The organism is Burkholderia sp. LS-044 (assembly GCF_004803625.1).
Classification (GTDB): domain Bacteria; phylum Pseudomonadota; class Gammaproteobacteria; order Burkholderiales; family Burkholderiaceae; genus Burkholderia; species Burkholderia cepacia.
The window spans coordinates 195,663-210,865 of record NZ_SSWO01000006.1; the positions used below are offsets into that span (position 1 = coordinate 195,663).

The window sequence follows — 15,203 nt, forward strand, 5'->3', positions numbered from 1 at the left end:
GTGTTCAACGATTCAACACCTGTCACCGTCCATGCGCATCGTGCGGCCGTGGCGTCGAACCGCATTCGCGCCAATCGCGTAGGCAAATCGTAAGGATTGCGTCCCGATGCCCGGGCGAGCGCCGCGCATCGCTGTCGGGCCGTCGAAGTGCGGCCTCGGCACGCTCCTTGCTGAATAGGAACCGACCGCTCGATTGCCGCGGTTGTACGACTCACCGACTCACCGACGCAACTCATCAACTCAATCAGGAGACACATCATGCAGTGGACCACCCCGTCTTACACCGACCTGCGTTTCGGCTTCGAAATCACGATGTACATCGCCAACCGCTGATCGCCGAGCGTGCCGCCCGTCTTGCCGTGATCGGCGCGGGCGGCGTCGGGAGCTGACGCCCATGAAGATCAAGATACTCGGCTCGGGAGCCGGCGGCGGCCTGCCGCAATGGAACTGCAATTGCGCGAACTGTCGCCGCGCACGCAGCGGAAGCGGCCACGTGCTGCCTCGCACACAGTCGTCGATCGCGGTCAGCGACGACGGCATCGACTGGATCCTCGTCAACGCGTCGCCCGACATCCTTTCCCAGTTGCGCGCGGATCCGGAGTTGCAGCCGGCACGCGCGATTCGAGACAGCGGCATCGCCGCCGTCGTGCTGTGCGACGCGCAGATCGATCACGTGACGGGCCTGCTGATGCTGCGCGAGCGCTCGACGCCGCTGCCGCTCTACGCGAGCGCGCCGGTGCTCGAAGACCTGTCTACCGGCTTGCCGCTCGTGCCGCTGCTCGGCCATTACTGCGGCGTCGCCGCGCATACGATCGTGCTCGGCGAGCCGTTCACGGTGCCGGCGGCGAGCGGGGTCCGCTTCACCGCGATTCCCGTCGACAGCAAGGCGCCGCCTTATTCGCCGCGGCGTGCGTCGGCCGCGCCCGGCGACAACATCGCGCTGTCGATCGAAGATGTCGCGAGCGGCCGGCGCGCGTTCTATGCGCCGGGGCTCGCGGCCGTCACCGACGACGTGCGCGCCGCGATGGACGGCGCCGATCTCGTGCTGGTGGACGGCACGTTCTGGAGCGGCACCGAGATGATCGACCTCGGCCTGTCGGGCAAGCACGCGGCCGACATGGGGCATCTCGCGCAATGCGCGGAGCACGGGCGGCCCGGCATGATCGACTGGCTCGACACGCTGCCCGCGCACACGCGCAAGGTGCTCACGCACATCAACAACACGAATCCGATTCTCGATCCGCATTCCGTCGAGCACGCGCACCTGCGCGCGCATGGCATCGACGTCGCGCACGACGGCATGCAATTCCAGGTCTGACCATGAACGCACCGATTCCCGCTACGGCATTGCATCCGACGCCCTGGAGCGCGACCGAATTCGAGGCGCGCCTGCGCGCGCTCGAATCGCGCTATCACATTCATCACCCGTTCAACCGCCGGCTCAACAGCGGTGCCTGTTCGCCCACGCAGATCCGCGGCTGGGTCGCGAACCGCTTCTACTACCAGATCAACATCCCGCTCAAGGATGCGGCGATCCTGTCGAACTGCCCCGACCGCGACACGCGGCGCCGCTGGATCCAGCGGCTGATCGACCACGACGGGCAGGGCGACAACGAGGGCGGCATCGAGGCTTGGGCGCGGCTCGGCGAGGCGTGCGGTCTCTCGCATGACGAACTGTGGTCGCTCGAGCACGTGCTGCCCGGCGTGCGTTTCGCGGTGGACGCGTATGTGAATTTCGCGCGGCGCGCGCCATGGCAGGAAGCCGTGTGCTCGTCGCTGACCGAGATGTTCGCGCCGCAGATCCATCTCGACCGGCTCGCGGGCTGGCCGTCGCATTACCCGTGGATCGAGCCGGACGGGTTGCATTACTTCCGCAGCCGCGTGCCGCTTGCGCAGCGCGACGTCGAGCACGGGCTTGCGGTGACGCTGCAGCACTTCACGACGCCGGATGCGCAGCAGCGTGCGCTCGGCATCCTGCAATTCAAGCTCGACATCCTGTGGTCGATGCTCGACGCCGTCGAAAAGGCCTACCCGCTATGAACGCGATCGAAGCTGCCAGCGGCGTGCCGCTGCGCCCCTGCCTCAGGGGCATGTACCGCCTGCAATGGGAGGCGGCCCAGGATGCATACGTGCTCCTCTATCCGGAAGGAATGGTCAAACTGAACCCGAGTGCCGGCGAGATCCTCGCGCGTTGCGACGGCACGCGCGAGCTGGACGACATCATCGGCGAACTCGAGCGCCTGTTCAGCCAGTCGGACCTCGCGACCGACGTGTACCGATTCCTCGATCATGCGCGACTGCGCGGCTGGCTCGACTGACATGGCCCCCGACACTTCCCGTCCGTCCGCGCCGCTGTGGCTGCTCGCGGAACTGACGTACCGTTGCCCGCTGCACTGCGCGTTCTGCTACAACCCGGTCGATTTCGCGACGCACGGCGCGGAGCTCGACACCGATGCGTGGCGCACGGTCATCAGCGATGCGCGCGCGCTCGGCGCCGCGCAGATCGGTTTCTCGGGCGGCGAGCCGCTGCAGCGCGACGACCTCGAGACGCTCGTCGCGCATGCGCGCGGGCTCGGCTTCTATACGAACCTGATCACGTCGGGCGTCGGGCTGAACGTCACGCGCATCGAGCGGCTCAAGGCGGCCGGGCTCGACCATATCCAGTTGTCGCTGCAGGATTCGACGCGCGAGCTGAACGATTTCCTGACGAGCACGCGCACGTTCGAGCTGAAGCGCGGCGTCGCGCGGCTGATCAAGGCGCACGGCTACCCGATGGTGCTCAACTGCGTGCTGCATCGCTACAACCTGCCGCACGTCGGACAGATCATCGAGATGGCGCTCGACCTTGGCGCCGATTACCTCGAGCTCGCGAACACGCAGTACTACGGCTGGGCGATGGTGAACCGCGACCAGCTGATGCCGACCGTCGAGCAGGTGCGCGAGGCGGAGGAAACGGTCAACCGCTATCGCAAGCTGGTCGGCGAACGCTGCAAGATCCTGTTCGTCGTGCCCGACTATTTCGAGCGGCGCCCGAAAGCGTGCATGAACGGCTGGGGTTCGGTGTTTCTTGGCGTCGCGCCGGACGGCACCGCGCTGCCGTGTCATGCCGCGCGGTCGCTGCCGGGGCTCGCGCTGCCGAACGTGCGCGACCGGTCGCTGAAGGAAATCTGGTACGACAGCGACGCATTCAACGCGTATCGCGGCGAGGACTGGATGCGCGAGCCGTGCCGCACGTGCGACGAGCGGCATGTCGATCACGGCGGCTGCCGGTGCCAGGCGTACCAGTTGGCCGGCGACCCGGCGCAGCCCGATCCGGTGTGCGAGAAGTCCGCGCATCACGGCCGGGTCGAGCAGGCCGTGCAATTCGCGCGGCGACCCGCGCCGCGCGACGAACAGCCGCTGGTGTTCCGCAGCAAGGAGAATTCGCTCGCGCAGTGTGGAGCGGCCTGCGACTGCTGACAAGGCACGGCGACGGCGGCGGGGTGAACAGGGCAAGGCAACGCGATGGAAGCCGGATCGATAGATATGCATTCCTCTTCATGTCGGCGATGTGGCGCGCGTGTACGAGGATGGGTGAGCGCGCGAAGGCGGGCGCGATGAGCACCGCTGCCTTCGGAACGCGGCAGGCGACCGGCGTGCGTGGTGCCGCTGGCGATCGGGTACGCCGTCGCGGAACTCGCGTCGCGTCGGTCTTCGCTGCCGTATGCGTTCTGCATGCCGCCCTGTTCGTTCTGCTCGCACATGAGCAGATCGTACGACGCGAACCACTGCAACGGCAGGTGATCGTGGCGACGCTGATCGCGGCGGTGCCGGAGGCGTCGACGGCGGCGGCGAAGGCGAAGCCGGTTGCCGCGTCGCACGCGGTGCAGGAGGCTACGTCCGCGCCCCGATCATCTGCGGGCAGTGTGTCGCGGATGAACCGGCAGGTCGCGTCCGGCCGTCCCCGCCCGCCGGCGCATGACGCGTCTGTGCCGGCTCCGGCACAGTCAGGTCCGTCCTTGCCGGCCGCGGCGCAACGCGATACGCCGCACGACGATGCGGCCGCACGAATGCCGACGCAGACGCAGACTCAACCCGAATCCCGATCGTCTTCCGTGTCGGCGCCGCTGCGCTTCGTCGCGCATCCCGACTGCGCGCTGGTCAAACCCGACTACCCGCCGCAGTCGCTGCGCCTGGGCGAGCATGGCACCGTGCTCGTCGAACTGGAGACCGATGCGGCGGGGCAGATCGTCGCCGCGCGTGTCGTGACCGGCAGCGGTTATCCGCGTCTCGACGCGGCGGCGCGTGAAGCCGTACTGGCGAGCCGCTGCGCGCCGCATGTGTTCGACGGCGCGCCGGTGCCGACGCGGGCACGCGCGCCGATCGCGTTCAATCTCGACGACTGACAGGACACTTCATCATGACAATCTACGGAATCGGTCACGTATGGACGCAGGGCGACCCGATGACGCGCGCGGTCGCGCTGTTGCTCGTCGCGATGTCGATCGCATCGTGGACGGTGATCGTGATCAAGGCGATCGAGCTCGTCGGCATCCGGCGCCGCGCGGCGCGCGCGGAAGCGCGCTTTCGGGACGACGGCGGCGCGGCCGGCGCGATGCACGGGCTCGGAGGGCAGGACAGGCCGTTCGTCGATCTCGTTCGCGCGGGCCAGGCGGCGATCGCGCATCACGAAGCGAGCAGGCACCGGCTGCACGACCGGATCGACGCGAGCGACTGGCTGTCGCGCAGCCTGAAGACGTCGGTGGACGAATCTGCGGCGCGGATGCAGCGCGGGCTCGGCGTGCTCGCGTCGATCGGCAGCACCGCACCGTTCGTCGGACTGCTGGGCACCGTCTGGGGGATCTATCACGCGCTGCTGTCGCTCGGCGCAACCGGCGAGGCGAGCCTCGACCGGGTAGCGGGGCCGGTCGGCGAGGCGCTCGTGATGACGGCATTCGGACTGTGCGTCGCCATCCCCGCCGTGCTCGGCTACAACACGCTGGTGCGGCTGTCGCGCGATATCGTTGCACGGCTCAACCGCTTCGCGCACGGGCTGCATCTGTTGCTGCTGACCGGCAGCGTGCCCGAGCCCGCCGGGCGCCCTGAACCGGCGACCAGGATGCCGGCCGACCTGCACCCTGCCGCCGACGGAGCACGAGCATGAACGCCGGCCCGGACGACGCGCCCGAAGGGAATGCACTTGCAGCCGAGATCAACATGACACCGCTGATCGACGTGATGCTCGTGCTGCTGGTGGTGTTCATGGTGACGCTGCCGGTGCTGCATCACGCCGCGCACGTTGCATTGCCGCAGGCGGAGAGCCCGCGCGAGGATACGAGCGTGCCGCATGTGGATGTCTCGATCGATGCGGGCGGCGGCGTGAGCTGGAACGCGCAGCCGGTGTCCGATACCGGGCTGGCGGCGCGTCTCGCGGCGGCGGCCCGCACCGCGCCTCAGCCGGAAGTGCGCCTGTCCGCCGATCGCGCGGCCCGCTACGACAGCGTCGCGAAACTGCTTGCGGCCGCACAAGCGGCCGGTCTCACGAAAGTCGGCTTCGTTACCGCGCCCGCTCGCGGCCGATAGCTCGCGCGATGTCGCGTTGTATGGGCGATGCGGTGCGGCACCTTCGCCGCACCGCATCGCGCCGGGGGCTTACTTCGCCGAACTCGCGCTGACCTTCGCGAAGTCCAGGCTGCCGAAGCCCGTATCGTCGTCCCAGCCGGCCTTCGCGGTATAGCCGTGGCTGCTATAACCGTTGTTGCCCGAGGTCACGTCGTGGAGCAGCGACGTATTGGTCGGGAAGTTCTGGTAGAACGCCGACGTCGGCAGGCCGAGGCTGTTGTTGTTCGCCGATTCGACCCGCGCCCAGCCGCCGACGAAGATCGGCGAAGCGAGGCTCGTGCCGCCGACGAGCTGGTTGGCCTGCCCGTTGATGACGATGTACGCGCCCGTCGATTGAGCGGCGTCGAACGCCACGTCGGGCACCACGCGTTTCGTCACCGTGCTGCCGAGCGCGGCCGTCTGCCAGCTCGGCGCGGTTTCGAACGCGCTCACGCCGCCGCCTGTGGCCCAGATCCGCACGGCGTTGTCGACCGGGTTGCCGTTGCTGTCGAGATCCGCGTACGCGACGCCTTCGTTCCACACGGTTTCGCCTGCCCACGTCGTGGTGCCGGTGGTCGAGAGCGTCGTGCCGCCGACCGCGACGACATACGGCGAACTCGCGGGCGACGACACGCTGTACTTGGACAGGTTGATCGTCGTCCTGACCGACGTGCCGTTGTACGTGCCGATGTAGCCGGGCGCGCCTTGCGGCGACGTCGACCATTGATAGACGCCCGCGTCGCCGGCCGAGACCGAGAAGACCTGGCCCTGCGCGACGGCCTGCTTGAACACCGCGTCGTCGGCGGCGAGCGAGCCGTCCGAGTTCGCGGCGGTTTCGTCGAGGCCGAGCGACACGTTGATGACGGTCGCCTTGTTGTCGGTCACGGCCTTGTTGTACGCCGCGGTCAGCGTCGCGTCGGTGAGGCCGCTGTCGTTGCTGTCGCCGTTCACTGCCGAGTAGAAGATCAGCTGCTTGACGCCGCCGGACGTGCCGATGATGTCCTGGCTGTCGAGATCCCATTCGCCCGGATCGCCGTCGTCGGCCAGCGTGCCCGATCCGCCCGCGACCACGGCCGTGTTGACGGTCGGCAGGCCGGCATTCCGCGTGAAGGTGTTCAGGTCGGCGATGGTCTGGGTCATGTCGCCCCAGGTGATGATGCCCACCGTGGTGTTGGTCGCGGCGGGCAGGCCGCTCGCATCGTAGATCTTCGCGAAATCGGTCGGCTGGTGGCCGACCTGTTGCGACGCGGCGGCCGCGTTCTTCGCGATCTTGTTCGGCTCGATGGCGGCGGCCGGCGCGAAGCGGTGGAGCAGGCGGTGCGGCACCGCGGCGTTCTGCAGGCCGAGCACCGCATCGACGACCGGGCCGAGCGACGCCGGGATCAACGCGGCCGAATCGTTCGCGAAGACCGGCTTGCCGCGATAGTTGAAGCGCTTGACGCTCGCGTGGAAGCCGTTTTGTGCGTTGGTCGCGTTGCCGTCGGCGGAGACCAGCGTGTTGTTCTCCGACACCGTGACGTTGCTGAAGCCGTTTGCCTTCAGGTGGGCCACGACGGCCGCGACCTGGTCGTCGGTCGGCGCGAAGCGCGCCTTGAACTGCGCGGGCGTCAGGTACTTGCGGTAGTTCGCGCTGCCCGGCTGGTTGACGTCGCGCAGGAACGCGTCGAGCTGGTCGGTGTTGCGGTTCTTCAGCACCACGGTGACATGCAGCGGCTGGCTCAGTTCGAGCGGGGTGACGTGCGTGTCGGTGAGCGCCGGCGTGCCGATGCTGTTGAGCGAGTACGCAGGCTGGGCCTGCGAGGCGGCCGAAGCAGCCGCGGCGGGCGCATTCGACAGCAGGAAAGCGGCGGTGCGGGTCGGCACCCAGCTGGTTGCGGCCTGGGCGGGCAGCGGCGCCAGCGTGGCGGCTACCGCGAGCGGCAGTGCGGCGAGGGCAAAGCGTTGCGAGAGTGTGCGATTGACGTGCTGAGTTCTCTGCATTGTGAGCTCCGAGATTTCGACGAAGAACCGGTGCAGCGCGCGACCCGGATCGCGGGTAGCGGCAGGGCGGCGCATGCAACCTGACGCAAGACCGGACCGACCGGCGTGATTCACGGCGACATAAGTTTTCCTCCCCCTCCCACCATCAAGATCGGAGGCCGGCCCGGGTGCCGGATTCGCGTATCGCGAACGTCGATCCCGCGCACGGCCTGCTGTCGTGCCGGCTCGCGTCGCAGCAACGGCGCGCGTGCCGGCCATCTGTTTCCCTTCAATCTGCTGTTGCGGATGTTTCGCTGCGTTATCACTTAATTAGGAATCCAATGAATGAAATCCGTATAAGCGGGCAATGCATGGTCGAGCGACGACGTGGTGTGCGTGTTTCGTGTGAGGTGCTGCGGGCGAAATCGAATGTCCCGGTCAACCGGGAGAGATGTCGACATCGTCCTCTTCCGCCAGAAGCGGAACGGGATGACTGGTGAAGCGGGAGCTGTGTGTTGCGAGCGGGTGCCGCGGCTTACGAATCAGCTACTTCTCGTTTTAAACGTAATAAAAACGGAAATTGATTGTCGGGCCATTGATTTCCTGATGCGGATTCGATTTCCCGGCGATATTGCTTGCGGGGAAAGATAGCAAGAAAGAAAACGGCGAGTCAAACTTTTTTTGATTAGGTTTAAAAAGTTTAGATAATCGCTTCTCAGGGTGTTTTTTATAAATGGAAAACGATTATGTAAGTCATTCGTCATCCTCGACGAGTGAGATATCTGACGCAATGCAGGCGCAGCGCAGGCGTTGCCGAGAACCGGTGCGGCCGCTGTCATTTCGCGGCGGTGTTCTGAAACCGGCTCTCGAGGCTTCCTTGCTGGCGTGTGGCGGGAGAGCACGCGTGCGGCACAGCGCTCGATTCCCTTCGATTGAAGCCGGGCGGATCGCACGCCGGGTGTTGCACGGCATCTTCTTTTCCTTCTTGCCGGCTTTCCCGATTCCCGCAGCGGCGGCGCGCAGGTCGCGCGCCATGTGCCGTGCATCACGGCCCGGCGATCATCCGTCGTCCGCCTTGGCCTGCAATCCCTTCAACCCCTGGATCACGACCAGCAGCGCGCGGCCGTGCTCGTCCGATCCGTCCCACGCATCGACGATCGCGTCGCGCAACAGGTCGTTGTATTGGCGGCGCGATGGCTCGGTATCGACGCCGTAGAAATTGCATAGCTTATTGAATGGCGCGCTGCGGCGCAGCCGATGCCCGTTCGACAGCCTCAGGCGCGATACGGTCGGCTGGCTGACCCCGGAGAGTCGCGCTATTTCGCTGGACGAGCGTGTATCTGCCAGCAGGCGGCGCAACAGGTCTTGTACGGGAAAATCTTGGTCCGGGGCTTCCATGCGATGCATTATACCTATACAGTTACGGCTGTTGAATGGGCTTGCTGTCACCAGCGAGGCTGTATCCCGAGAAAGTTGATGACACTGAAACACCTCCCACCCACGTTCTGCTGGACCAAGATCGGTACCGAGTCCGGCGAGGAACTGCCGACCGTCGTGCTTCGCAAGGAATGGGAGCGCCGGCTCGGGGGCGGGCGTTTTCTGTGGGGCATCAACCAGCCGCTCGGCAACAGCGCGCAGATCGCCGCGCATCGCACGGGCTCGCTGCTCGCGCTGTTCTCGCCGGTCGCGTCGCGCCCGCGCCCGGGCGAACGCAAGGACGCGCTGTTGTGGAATGCCTGGATCGACGCGAGCGGGCAGGTGCGGCCGTTGCCGCCGCATACCTTCATCGCGAGCCGCTCGACCTTGCCGTCCGGCCGGCGCCGCGAACAGCATTACGCGCTCGTCTGCGCGTCCTCCACCGCGCTGACGGTCGGCACGCAATTGCGCGTGTTTCCCGATCACCTGCGCAGCGTGAGCACCGGCAAGGCGCTCGGCGCCGCGCAGGGCGCGGCCGTGGTCGATTGCGTCGGGCGAGCGAAGGAGCAGACGGGCAAGAGCTATCCGCTCGCGCTGTCGGTCGAACTCGAGGCACCGTATTTCGTGCGGCTCGCCCAGCCGTGCGTGCTGAAGGCGCGCGATCTCGCGGAAGTGAACAAGGCGACGCGCGCCGGTGATTTCGATCGCTTCGTCGAACTCGTCGCGCGCTTGCGCGGCCGTTCGCCGACGGACGCCGTGCGCGGCGTCACGCGCGATCTGTTCGACGTGCCGCCGATCGAAACGGCGGCCGCGTATGTGGCGCCCACGCACGTGGCGCGTTTGCGCAACCGGCCGGCGGCCGAGCATCCGCGCGATCTCACGGGCGACCTGTTCGACCTGTCGCCGGGCGAAGCGGCCGCGTTCGCGGGCCTTGCACATCCGCGCATCGGGCGCGCGTGACGAATCGCGCGCGGCACGTCGCGCAAGAATTTGTTGCAATCTCGCCATAGCGGAGCGGCGAGTGCAGAGGGACAATCGGCTCGAAGCGCGCTGCGCGGCGGCCGATGCGTCGACGATCGACGGGTCGTGGTTCACGCTGCCGACATGCGCACCACGCACACGGGGCGTCGGCGTGCTTCACACTGCAACCCTGAGGGAGAAGTGTCGATGTCGACCCACATCTGTTCGCGGGAAGCCCGGGCCGCGCAACGCTTCGTCGAAGCAACGCGCAACGTCGATCAGGCCTTTCGCGCCGTGCGCGGCGAAAGCGACGACGACGGTTCGTCGGCCGAATACGCGCGCGCGATGTCGCGCCTCGATCGCGCGCTCGCCGAGCTGGCGCGTGCGCAGGAGTTCTTCGATCGCGTGGTCGGCGCCGATACCACTGCGCACGACAGCTGATTCCGCCGCTTCCACGTGTCCGCGCGTCGAGTGACGCGCATGCCTCTTCATGCCGGGCAGGGCAGCCCGGCATCTCATTCGTCCCGTTCAGATTTCAGACCTTGCGGCCTTCGACCGGATAGCCGGGATCGGTATACCCGTGCGTCGATGTGTGCCCGAGCGGCACGAGCGAACCGGCGAACCGTTCGTCGTCCGGGCCGAGTCCGAGCGTCAGCGTATCGATGTCGCTGTCCCTGTCCCGATGCGCTTCGGTGCGCGGCCGCGCGATCGTCGAGCCGACGATGCGGTTCTTCATGACCCGCACGAGCGCGAACGCCACCGATGTCGTGCCGCGCGGCCGCGCGGCATACGCGTCAGCCCGCGCGTGTCATCTCCGGCACAGCCGGTGCGGGATGGTACGCGTAACCGCGATGCTGGAACGAGGTCGCGAAGAACCGCATCTGGTAGCGGATCGCATTCGCCCAGTAATCCCACGTATGACCGCCGGGCCGCTCCGTGTAGTCGTGCGGCACGCCGAGCGCGAGAAGGCGCTCATGCAGCGTGCGGTTCGAGCCGACGAAGGAATCGTCGCGGCCGCAATCGATCGCCAGGTCGAGATGGGCGCGCACGAACGCGCGCGCGCTTTCGACGATCACGTTGCGGTTCCAGAATGACGAATGGCGTTCGGGATCGCCGAACACGTGGTCGATGCCCGGCTCGTCCGCGCAGCAGCGCGGATCGACCGCGCCGCTGATGCTGCCGACCGCGCCGAACGTGTCGGGCCGGTCGAGTGCGATGCGCAGTGCGCCGAAGCCGCCCATGCTGAGCCCGGTGATCGCGCGTGCGTGCTGCGTCGCGATCGTACGGAAATGCAGGTCGACGTAGGACACGACTTCATCGCCGATGAAGGTTTCGTAACGGCTGCCCGAATCGAACGGGCTGTCGATGTACCAGCTTTCGTGCCCGCCGTCGGGCATCACGAGGATCACGTGATAGCGGTCGGCGAGCGCGGCGATGTGCGTGTTCGACGTCCAGTCGGTATGGTCGCCGCCCGAGCCGTGCAGCAGGTAGACGACCGGATAGCGTTCGTTGCCGCGGTTGTCGCGCGCGTAATCGTCGGGCAGCACGACCGTCGCCTTCAGCGTCTCGCTCATCGCGGCGCTCGGGATCGCAACGACCCGCGCATGAAACGCGAAGGCAGGGCTCGTGACGGCCAGCAGCAGAAGCAGCCAGAAGGTACGTGCCAGGTGCATCGATCGTTGCATGTCTCGACCCAGTCCGGCGCCGGACGCCGGGAAAACCCTGTTCCGGTGACTCTAGCAACCGCGCCTTTCAACCAAATTTCGGCGAATCATACGGTTTCGGCATTTTCCCCGCCTGACGACCGGAGATGCCTGCTGCGCCCAGGATGCGCCCGATTGCATCGCGAAACGCATCCGGCCGCTCGGCCGGAATCAAGTGCCCGCAGCCTGCGATCGTGTCGAAGCCGGCGCAGCGCGCGAGCGCCCAGTCGGGCACGTGCCAGCTCGCGCGCGAGCGTTCGCCGGCGACGAGCCGGACGGGATGACGCTCGAACACTTGCGCGAGCGCCTGCAGGTAGCCGGGTTCGCCCGTCGTCGCGACGACGGAGCGGCCCATCGCGCGCAGCGTCGATGCAGGTTGATGCGCGAGCCAGCGGCGGGCGTCGTCGAGCTGGCCCGGCGACGGCGCGTCGATCGCGCCGCGCAGCCAGCCGAGCGGATCGGCGCGCAGCCCGTCGAGCATCGCGTCGGCCTCGCCGGGCGTCATGCGGCTGACCGACGCCGACCAGAACGCATCGTCGAGCGTGAAGTTGCCTTCGACGTTGACGATCCGCCGTACGCATTCCGGGTGCGCATGCGCGAACAGCATCGCGATCGCGCCGCCGACCGAGTGGCCGACGACATCGACCGGTTGCGCGCCGAAGTGAGCATCGACGGTCTGGCGCACATGCTCGACCTGAGCGGTGAGCGAAATCGCGTCGAATGGCACCGCGCGATATGCGCCGTAGCCGAGCAGGTCGGGCGCGAGATGCGGGCCGTTCCATCCGCGCACGTCGAGCGTGCCGATGAAACCGTGAATGAAGACGACGGGCGTGGGCTGGGTCATGGGGCGGGCGGGCAAGGAAGGGGCGGCAATGCGAGTTCGGCGAGCAGTTCGTCGAGTTCGAGCACGTGCGTGCGGTCGTGGTCGAGCAGCTCGCGCACGAGTTCGTCGAGCGACATGCGGCGGATGCCGTCGCGCAGCCCGCAGCGTGCGAGCTGCGCGGGATCGAGCGCGGCGGCGACGGTGCACAGCGCCGCGCGACCCGTGCGGAATGCCGCGACCGCCGCGTCGAGCGGCTGCGCGAGATAGTCGCGTTGCGCGGCGAGTGCGGTGCCGTCGACGGAGGCGATCACCGGCAGGTCGAGCGTGCGTACGGCGTCGATGCGTTCGGCGAACACTGCGTCGAGATCCCGCAGGTGGCACGCATGCTCGACGAGCGAGAAGCCCGTGCCGTCGGGGCGGCGCGTCCGCAGTGCGGCCGGCACGTGCGCCGCATACGCGGCGAGCCGATCGGGCAGTTGCGCCAGCGCGGCGACGACACCGGCGAACGGCAGCAACTGTGGATGCGCGCTGAACACCGCGCCGTAACTGAACAGCGTGCCGCCGAGCCGCCCGCGCGCCTGCACGACGTCGTGGCCGTGGCGACGCATGACGTCCGCGACCATCGCGCCGCAGAACTGGCGGGCCGTCGTGTCGGTTTCGATTTCGGGGAATTTCAGCGCGATCTCGTGCTGGATCGCGCCGATCGCGGCGACGCCCACGCGCGACAGCGCCGCGAATTCGACGTAGCGCTCGGGTTGAGCGATCAGAGCTTCGAGCTGGGCGCCGAGCGCGGTGGTGCGGAAGCGGTCGAAACGGGAATGCATGATGGAAAGAACCTGCCTAGTAACGTCTCAAAACGATACGTTACTAGGCAGGTAGCGTCAACGGCGGGATGAGCGCGATGCGCTGCATCAAGCGTTGCCGGCGCCCGGCGGTCACGCAAGACCGCCTGACGCCGCCCGTCTTACGCGTGCTTCCCCGCCTCGGCTTGCGCACTCTGCTGCGCTTTCAGTTCCTGCAACTCGGCCGTGAATGCCGGGCTGAAATCCTCGGCCTCGAACAGCGGGCGGATCTCGATGTCGGAGTCGCCGGGCATCGGGTTCGGGCAGCGCTTCACCCATTCGACCGCTTCTTCGATCGATTTCACCTGCCACAGCCAGAAGCCGGCGACGAGTTCCTTCGTTTCCGCGAACGGGCCGTCGATGACGGTGCGGTTCCTGCCGGCAAAGTGCACACGCTTGCCGCGCATGCTCGGGTGCAGCCCGTCGGCGGCGAGCAGGATGCCGGCTTTCGCCAGTTCTTCGTTGAACCGGCCCATCGCGGCGATCATTTCGGGGTCGGGCATCCGGCCGGATTCGGAATCGGCGGTGGCCTTGACGATTACCAGGACGCGCATGGTCGTATCTCCTTGAAAGGAATCAGGGGGCGCCGCCGGCCGTGCCGACGGCAAAACGATCGGTTACGACAACACGACGCGCGACGGCGACGCGAATCGACATCTGGCCCGACGAATATTCGGGGACGCACGCACCGGCGGGCGATGCGGCGGAGCCCTTTGCCAAAACTGTTATGCTGGTCCTCACCACGTTCACGCGGAGGGTGCCATGGCTGCTAAGGAAGTGTCGAAGAAGAAGTACCTGAAAATCCTGAACAAACGCCTGCGCGCGGAACCGGCGGCCCCGGCCGGCGCGTCGTTTGTCTTTTTCCCGCTGGGCGCGAAGGCGAAGAACGCGACGGGTGTCGTGTCCGGCGATGCGCGCAGCAAGCGCGAACTGGCGGTGATGGCCGCGGTTCAGCGCAAGGCGGCCGAAGAGTTCGTCGTCGCCGGCGCCTGACCGGAACAACCTGCCGGACCGTCGTCCGGGTTGCCGCCACCGCGGCTTACGCGGCGGCGGCCTCGCAATGCGCGATTGCGCCGGCGAGCACGCGCGGGATGTCGTGTGTGATGGCCGGGCCGTGCATCGGCAGGATGACGTCGAGATCGAGCGTCTGGATCCGGCGCAGCGCGCTCGCCAAGTGTGCGAGCGACGGCAGGTAGTCCGAGCGCCGGATCGAATCGAGGATGGCCGGCAGCGGGTCGTCGGCGGCTTCGTCGCCGAAGCGCATCAGGATGTCCGACGACAGCAGCGCCTTGTACGCCGGCAGATACACGACGAGCGCATCCCATTGATGGACATGCTTCGTGAAGATCGGCACGACGTCGACGCCGGAGATCGTCGTCGGCTCGCCGTCCTTCAGCGGCGTCGCACGCACGCCGAAGATATCGGCCAGCCCGTGCGCGCAGATCGGATGCGCGTATGCGACGAGCGCCGGATTGGCCGCGAGGAAGTCGGGCAGTGCGCCCATCTCGTCGACTTCGAAATGCGGGACGACCACGCTGCTCACCATCGACGGCGCGATGCCGACGGTCGCGAGGCTCGCGCTCAGTTGCGGAAAGTTGGAACGCGTGCCCGTTTCGATGCAGACGACGTCGCCGTCGGGCGACCGGATGAAGAACTGGCTGAAGCCGAGCTTCAGCTTGTCGATGTAGGTCGTTGCGCGAAACAGGCCGCTGCGGATTTCTTCGATACGGGCGGTGTCCATCGAGGCGGTCCTTGCGCGGGCAGTGGGGGGCGGGGCACCCCGATCGCGCGCGCCGCGATGCACCAGGGGCGCGCGACACGGTGCCTCGACGCAGTCTAGCAGCGCTGCTCCAGGCGCGAATCCTGTCAGTTCACGCAGCAGCCGGCACGGCGCTGAACGCCATGCCGGCCGGAAAGCAT

Annotated in this window: 19 protein-coding genes and 1 pseudogene; 11 read left to right on the forward strand and 9 right to left on the reverse strand. The window is 67.3% G+C overall.

Annotated elements, in window-relative coordinates; translation table 11 throughout:
- Window positions 1-258: 258 nt before the first annotated feature.
- The 8 genes from pqqA to E9536_RS17830 all read left to right on the forward strand — a co-directional run bounded on the left by pqqA (window position 259) and on the right by E9536_RS17830 (window position 5,562).
- The gene (gene pqqA / locus E9536_RS17795) at window positions 259-333 is read left to right on the forward strand and encodes a pyrroloquinoline quinone precursor peptide PqqA (RefSeq protein ID WP_006485436.1); all 75 of its coding nucleotides are present in this window, start codon (window positions 259-261) and stop codon (window positions 331-333) included.
- A gap of 61 nt (window positions 334-394) precedes the next feature.
- The gene (pqqB, locus tag E9536_RS17800; protein ID WP_136470306.1) at window positions 395-1,318 is read left to right on the forward strand and encodes a pyrroloquinoline quinone biosynthesis protein PqqB; all 924 of its coding nucleotides are present in this window, start codon (window positions 395-397) and stop codon (window positions 1,316-1,318) included.
- 2 nt (window positions 1,319-1,320) lie between these two features.
- Window positions 1,321-2,040 carry a pyrroloquinoline-quinone synthase PqqC gene (pqqC, locus tag E9536_RS17805; protein ID WP_136470307.1) on the forward strand — a complete coding sequence of 240 codons (720 nt, stop codon included), beginning with the start codon at window positions 1,321-1,323 and terminating at the stop codon, window positions 2,038-2,040.
- Window positions 2,037-2,318, forward strand: a complete 282-nt coding sequence (pqqD, locus tag E9536_RS17810; RefSeq protein WP_021160296.1) for a pyrroloquinoline quinone biosynthesis peptide chaperone PqqD — start codon at window positions 2,037-2,039, stop codon at window positions 2,316-2,318. Before pqqC ends, pqqD begins: the two co-directional genes overlap by 4 nt.
- A 1-nt stretch (window position 2,319) precedes the next feature.
- Window positions 2,320-3,459 carry a pyrroloquinoline quinone biosynthesis protein PqqE gene (pqqE, locus tag E9536_RS17815; protein ID WP_059698500.1) on the forward strand — a complete coding sequence of 380 codons (1,140 nt, stop codon included), beginning with the start codon at window positions 2,320-2,322 and terminating at the stop codon, window positions 3,457-3,459.
- On the forward strand, window positions 3,435-4,385 hold the full coding sequence (locus E9536_RS17820) for a TonB family protein (RefSeq protein WP_136470308.1): 951 nt from the start codon (window positions 3,435-3,437) through the stop codon (window positions 4,383-4,385). The genes pqqE and E9536_RS17820 overlap by 25 nt, the downstream gene beginning before the upstream one ends.
- Window positions 4,386-4,399: 14 nt before the next feature.
- Window positions 4,400-5,143 (forward strand): MotA/TolQ/ExbB proton channel family protein, encoded by a 744-nt coding sequence (locus E9536_RS17825; protein ID WP_136470309.1) that lies wholly within the window; start codon window positions 4,400-4,402, stop codon window positions 5,141-5,143.
- Entirely contained in the window at window positions 5,140-5,562 is a 423-nt protein-coding gene (locus tag E9536_RS17830) for a biopolymer transporter ExbD (protein ID WP_136470310.1), read from the forward strand. The genes E9536_RS17825 and E9536_RS17830 overlap by 4 nt, the downstream gene beginning before the upstream one ends.
- Window positions 5,563-5,631: 69 nt before the next feature.
- Here the strand turns inward: E9536_RS17830 and E9536_RS17835 are convergent, their stop codons facing one another.
- The 3 genes from E9536_RS17835 to E9536_RS17845 all read right to left on the reverse strand — a co-directional run bounded on the left by E9536_RS17835 (window position 5,632) and on the right by E9536_RS17845 (window position 8,937).
- Window positions 5,632-7,560 (reverse strand): S53 family peptidase, encoded by a 1,929-nt coding sequence (locus tag E9536_RS17835; RefSeq protein WP_136470311.1) that lies wholly within the window; start codon window positions 7,558-7,560, stop codon window positions 5,632-5,634.
- A 732-nt stretch (window positions 7,561-8,292) separates the two neighbouring features.
- Complete coding sequence (locus tag E9536_RS17840) at window positions 8,293-8,574, reverse strand: hypothetical protein (RefSeq protein WP_136470312.1); 282 nt, start codon at window positions 8,572-8,574, stop codon at window positions 8,293-8,295.
- Between the two features lie 24 nt (window positions 8,575-8,598).
- On the reverse strand, window positions 8,599-8,937 hold the full coding sequence (locus E9536_RS17845) for a helix-turn-helix transcriptional regulator (RefSeq protein WP_021160302.1): 339 nt from the start codon (window positions 8,935-8,937) through the stop codon (window positions 8,599-8,601).
- A gap of 78 nt (window positions 8,938-9,015) precedes the next feature.
- Between E9536_RS17845 and E9536_RS17850 the strand changes: the two genes are divergently transcribed.
- Window positions 9,016-9,915 (forward strand): hypothetical protein, encoded by a 900-nt coding sequence (locus E9536_RS17850; protein WP_027790664.1) that lies wholly within the window; start codon window positions 9,016-9,018, stop codon window positions 9,913-9,915.
- Window positions 9,916-10,122: 207 nt separating this feature from the next.
- A complete protein-coding gene (locus E9536_RS17855; RefSeq protein WP_021160304.1) occupies window positions 10,123-10,356 on the forward strand; it encodes a hypothetical protein in 234 nt (77 codons plus the stop codon).
- Between the two features lie 94 nt (window positions 10,357-10,450).
- On the opposite strand, the pseudogene E9536_RS17860 reads toward E9536_RS17855, so the two are convergent.
- The 5 genes and pseudogenes from E9536_RS17860 to E9536_RS17880 form a co-directional block, all read right to left on the reverse strand.
- A pseudogene (locus tag E9536_RS17860) lies at window positions 10,451-10,690 on the reverse strand (aldo/keto reductase); the annotation flags it as partial.
- A gap of 19 nt (window positions 10,691-10,709) precedes the next feature.
- Entirely contained in the window at window positions 10,710-11,588 is an 879-nt protein-coding gene (locus tag E9536_RS17865) for an alpha/beta hydrolase family protein (RefSeq protein ID WP_060067025.1), read from the reverse strand.
- Window positions 11,589-11,667: 79 nt separating this feature from the next.
- Window positions 11,668-12,462, reverse strand: a complete 795-nt coding sequence (locus tag E9536_RS17870; RefSeq protein WP_136470313.1) for an alpha/beta hydrolase — start codon at window positions 12,460-12,462, stop codon at window positions 11,668-11,670.
- Window positions 12,459-13,265, reverse strand: a complete 807-nt coding sequence (locus E9536_RS17875) for a DinB family protein (protein ID WP_059698482.1) — start codon at window positions 13,263-13,265, stop codon at window positions 12,459-12,461. The genes E9536_RS17870 and E9536_RS17875 overlap by 4 nt, the downstream gene beginning before the upstream one ends.
- A 140-nt stretch (window positions 13,266-13,405) precedes the next feature.
- On the reverse strand, window positions 13,406-13,837 hold the full coding sequence (locus E9536_RS17880; protein WP_136470314.1) for a YciI family protein: 432 nt from the start codon (window positions 13,835-13,837) through the stop codon (window positions 13,406-13,408).
- A 208-nt stretch (window positions 13,838-14,045) separates the two neighbouring features.
- On the opposite strand from E9536_RS17880, the gene E9536_RS17885 reads away from it, so the two are divergent.
- The gene (locus E9536_RS17885; RefSeq protein ID WP_027790668.1) at window positions 14,046-14,276 is read left to right on the forward strand and encodes a hypothetical protein; all 231 of its coding nucleotides are present in this window, start codon (window positions 14,046-14,048) and stop codon (window positions 14,274-14,276) included.
- Between the two features lie 46 nt (window positions 14,277-14,322).
- Here E9536_RS17885 and E9536_RS17890 read toward each other — a convergent pair whose 3' ends face one another.
- Window positions 14,323-15,024, reverse strand: coding sequence for an MBL fold metallo-hydrolase (locus tag E9536_RS17890; RefSeq protein WP_136470315.1), 702 nt, complete (start codon window positions 15,022-15,024; stop codon window positions 14,323-14,325).
- Window positions 15,025-15,203 lie beyond the last annotated feature (179 nt).

Coding starts and splice junctions, on each gene's coding strand:
- E9536_RS17850 (WP_027790664.1), top strand. CDS start 9,016: ATGACACTGAAACACCTCCCACCCACGTTCTGCTGGACCAAGATCGGT.
- E9536_RS17835 (WP_136470311.1), bottom strand. CDS start 7,560: ATGCAGAGAACTCAGCACGTCAATCGCACACTCTCGCAACGCTTTGCC.
- E9536_RS17830 (WP_136470310.1), top strand. CDS start 5,140: ATGAACGCCGGCCCGGACGACGCGCCCGAAGGGAATGCACTTGCAGCC.
- pqqE (WP_059698500.1), top strand. CDS start 2,320: ATGGCCCCCGACACTTCCCGTCCGTCCGCGCCGCTGTGGCTGCTCGCG.
- E9536_RS17845 (WP_021160302.1), bottom strand. CDS start 8,937: ATGGAAGCCCCGGACCAAGATTTTCCCGTACAAGACCTGTTGCGCCGC.
- pqqD (WP_021160296.1), top strand. CDS start 2,037: ATGAACGCGATCGAAGCTGCCAGCGGCGTGCCGCTGCGCCCCTGCCTC.
- E9536_RS17885 (WP_027790668.1), top strand. CDS start 14,046: ATGGCTGCTAAGGAAGTGTCGAAGAAGAAGTACCTGAAAATCCTGAAC.
- E9536_RS17870 (WP_136470313.1), bottom strand. CDS start 12,462: ATGACCCAGCCCACGCCCGTCGTCTTCATTCACGGTTTCATCGGCACG.
- E9536_RS17840 (WP_136470312.1), bottom strand. CDS start 8,574: ATGGCGCGCGACCTGCGCGCCGCCGCTGCGGGAATCGGGAAAGCCGGC.
- E9536_RS17865 (WP_060067025.1), bottom strand. CDS start 11,588: ATGCACCTGGCACGTACCTTCTGGCTGCTTCTGCTGCTGGCCGTCACG.
- E9536_RS17855 (WP_021160304.1), top strand. CDS start 10,123: ATGTCGACCCACATCTGTTCGCGGGAAGCCCGGGCCGCGCAACGCTTC.
- pqqB (WP_136470306.1), top strand. CDS start 395: ATGAAGATCAAGATACTCGGCTCGGGAGCCGGCGGCGGCCTGCCGCAA.
- E9536_RS17880 (WP_136470314.1), bottom strand. CDS start 13,837: ATGCGCGTCCTGGTAATCGTCAAGGCCACCGCCGATTCCGAATCCGGC.
- E9536_RS17890 (WP_136470315.1), bottom strand. CDS start 15,024: ATGGACACCGCCCGTATCGAAGAAATCCGCAGCGGCCTGTTTCGCGCA.
- pqqC (WP_136470307.1), top strand. CDS start 1,321: ATGAACGCACCGATTCCCGCTACGGCATTGCATCCGACGCCCTGGAGC.
- E9536_RS17825 (WP_136470309.1), top strand. CDS start 4,400: ATGACAATCTACGGAATCGGTCACGTATGGACGCAGGGCGACCCGATG.
- E9536_RS17875 (WP_059698482.1), bottom strand. CDS start 13,265: ATGCATTCCCGTTTCGACCGCTTCCGCACCACCGCGCTCGGCGCCCAG.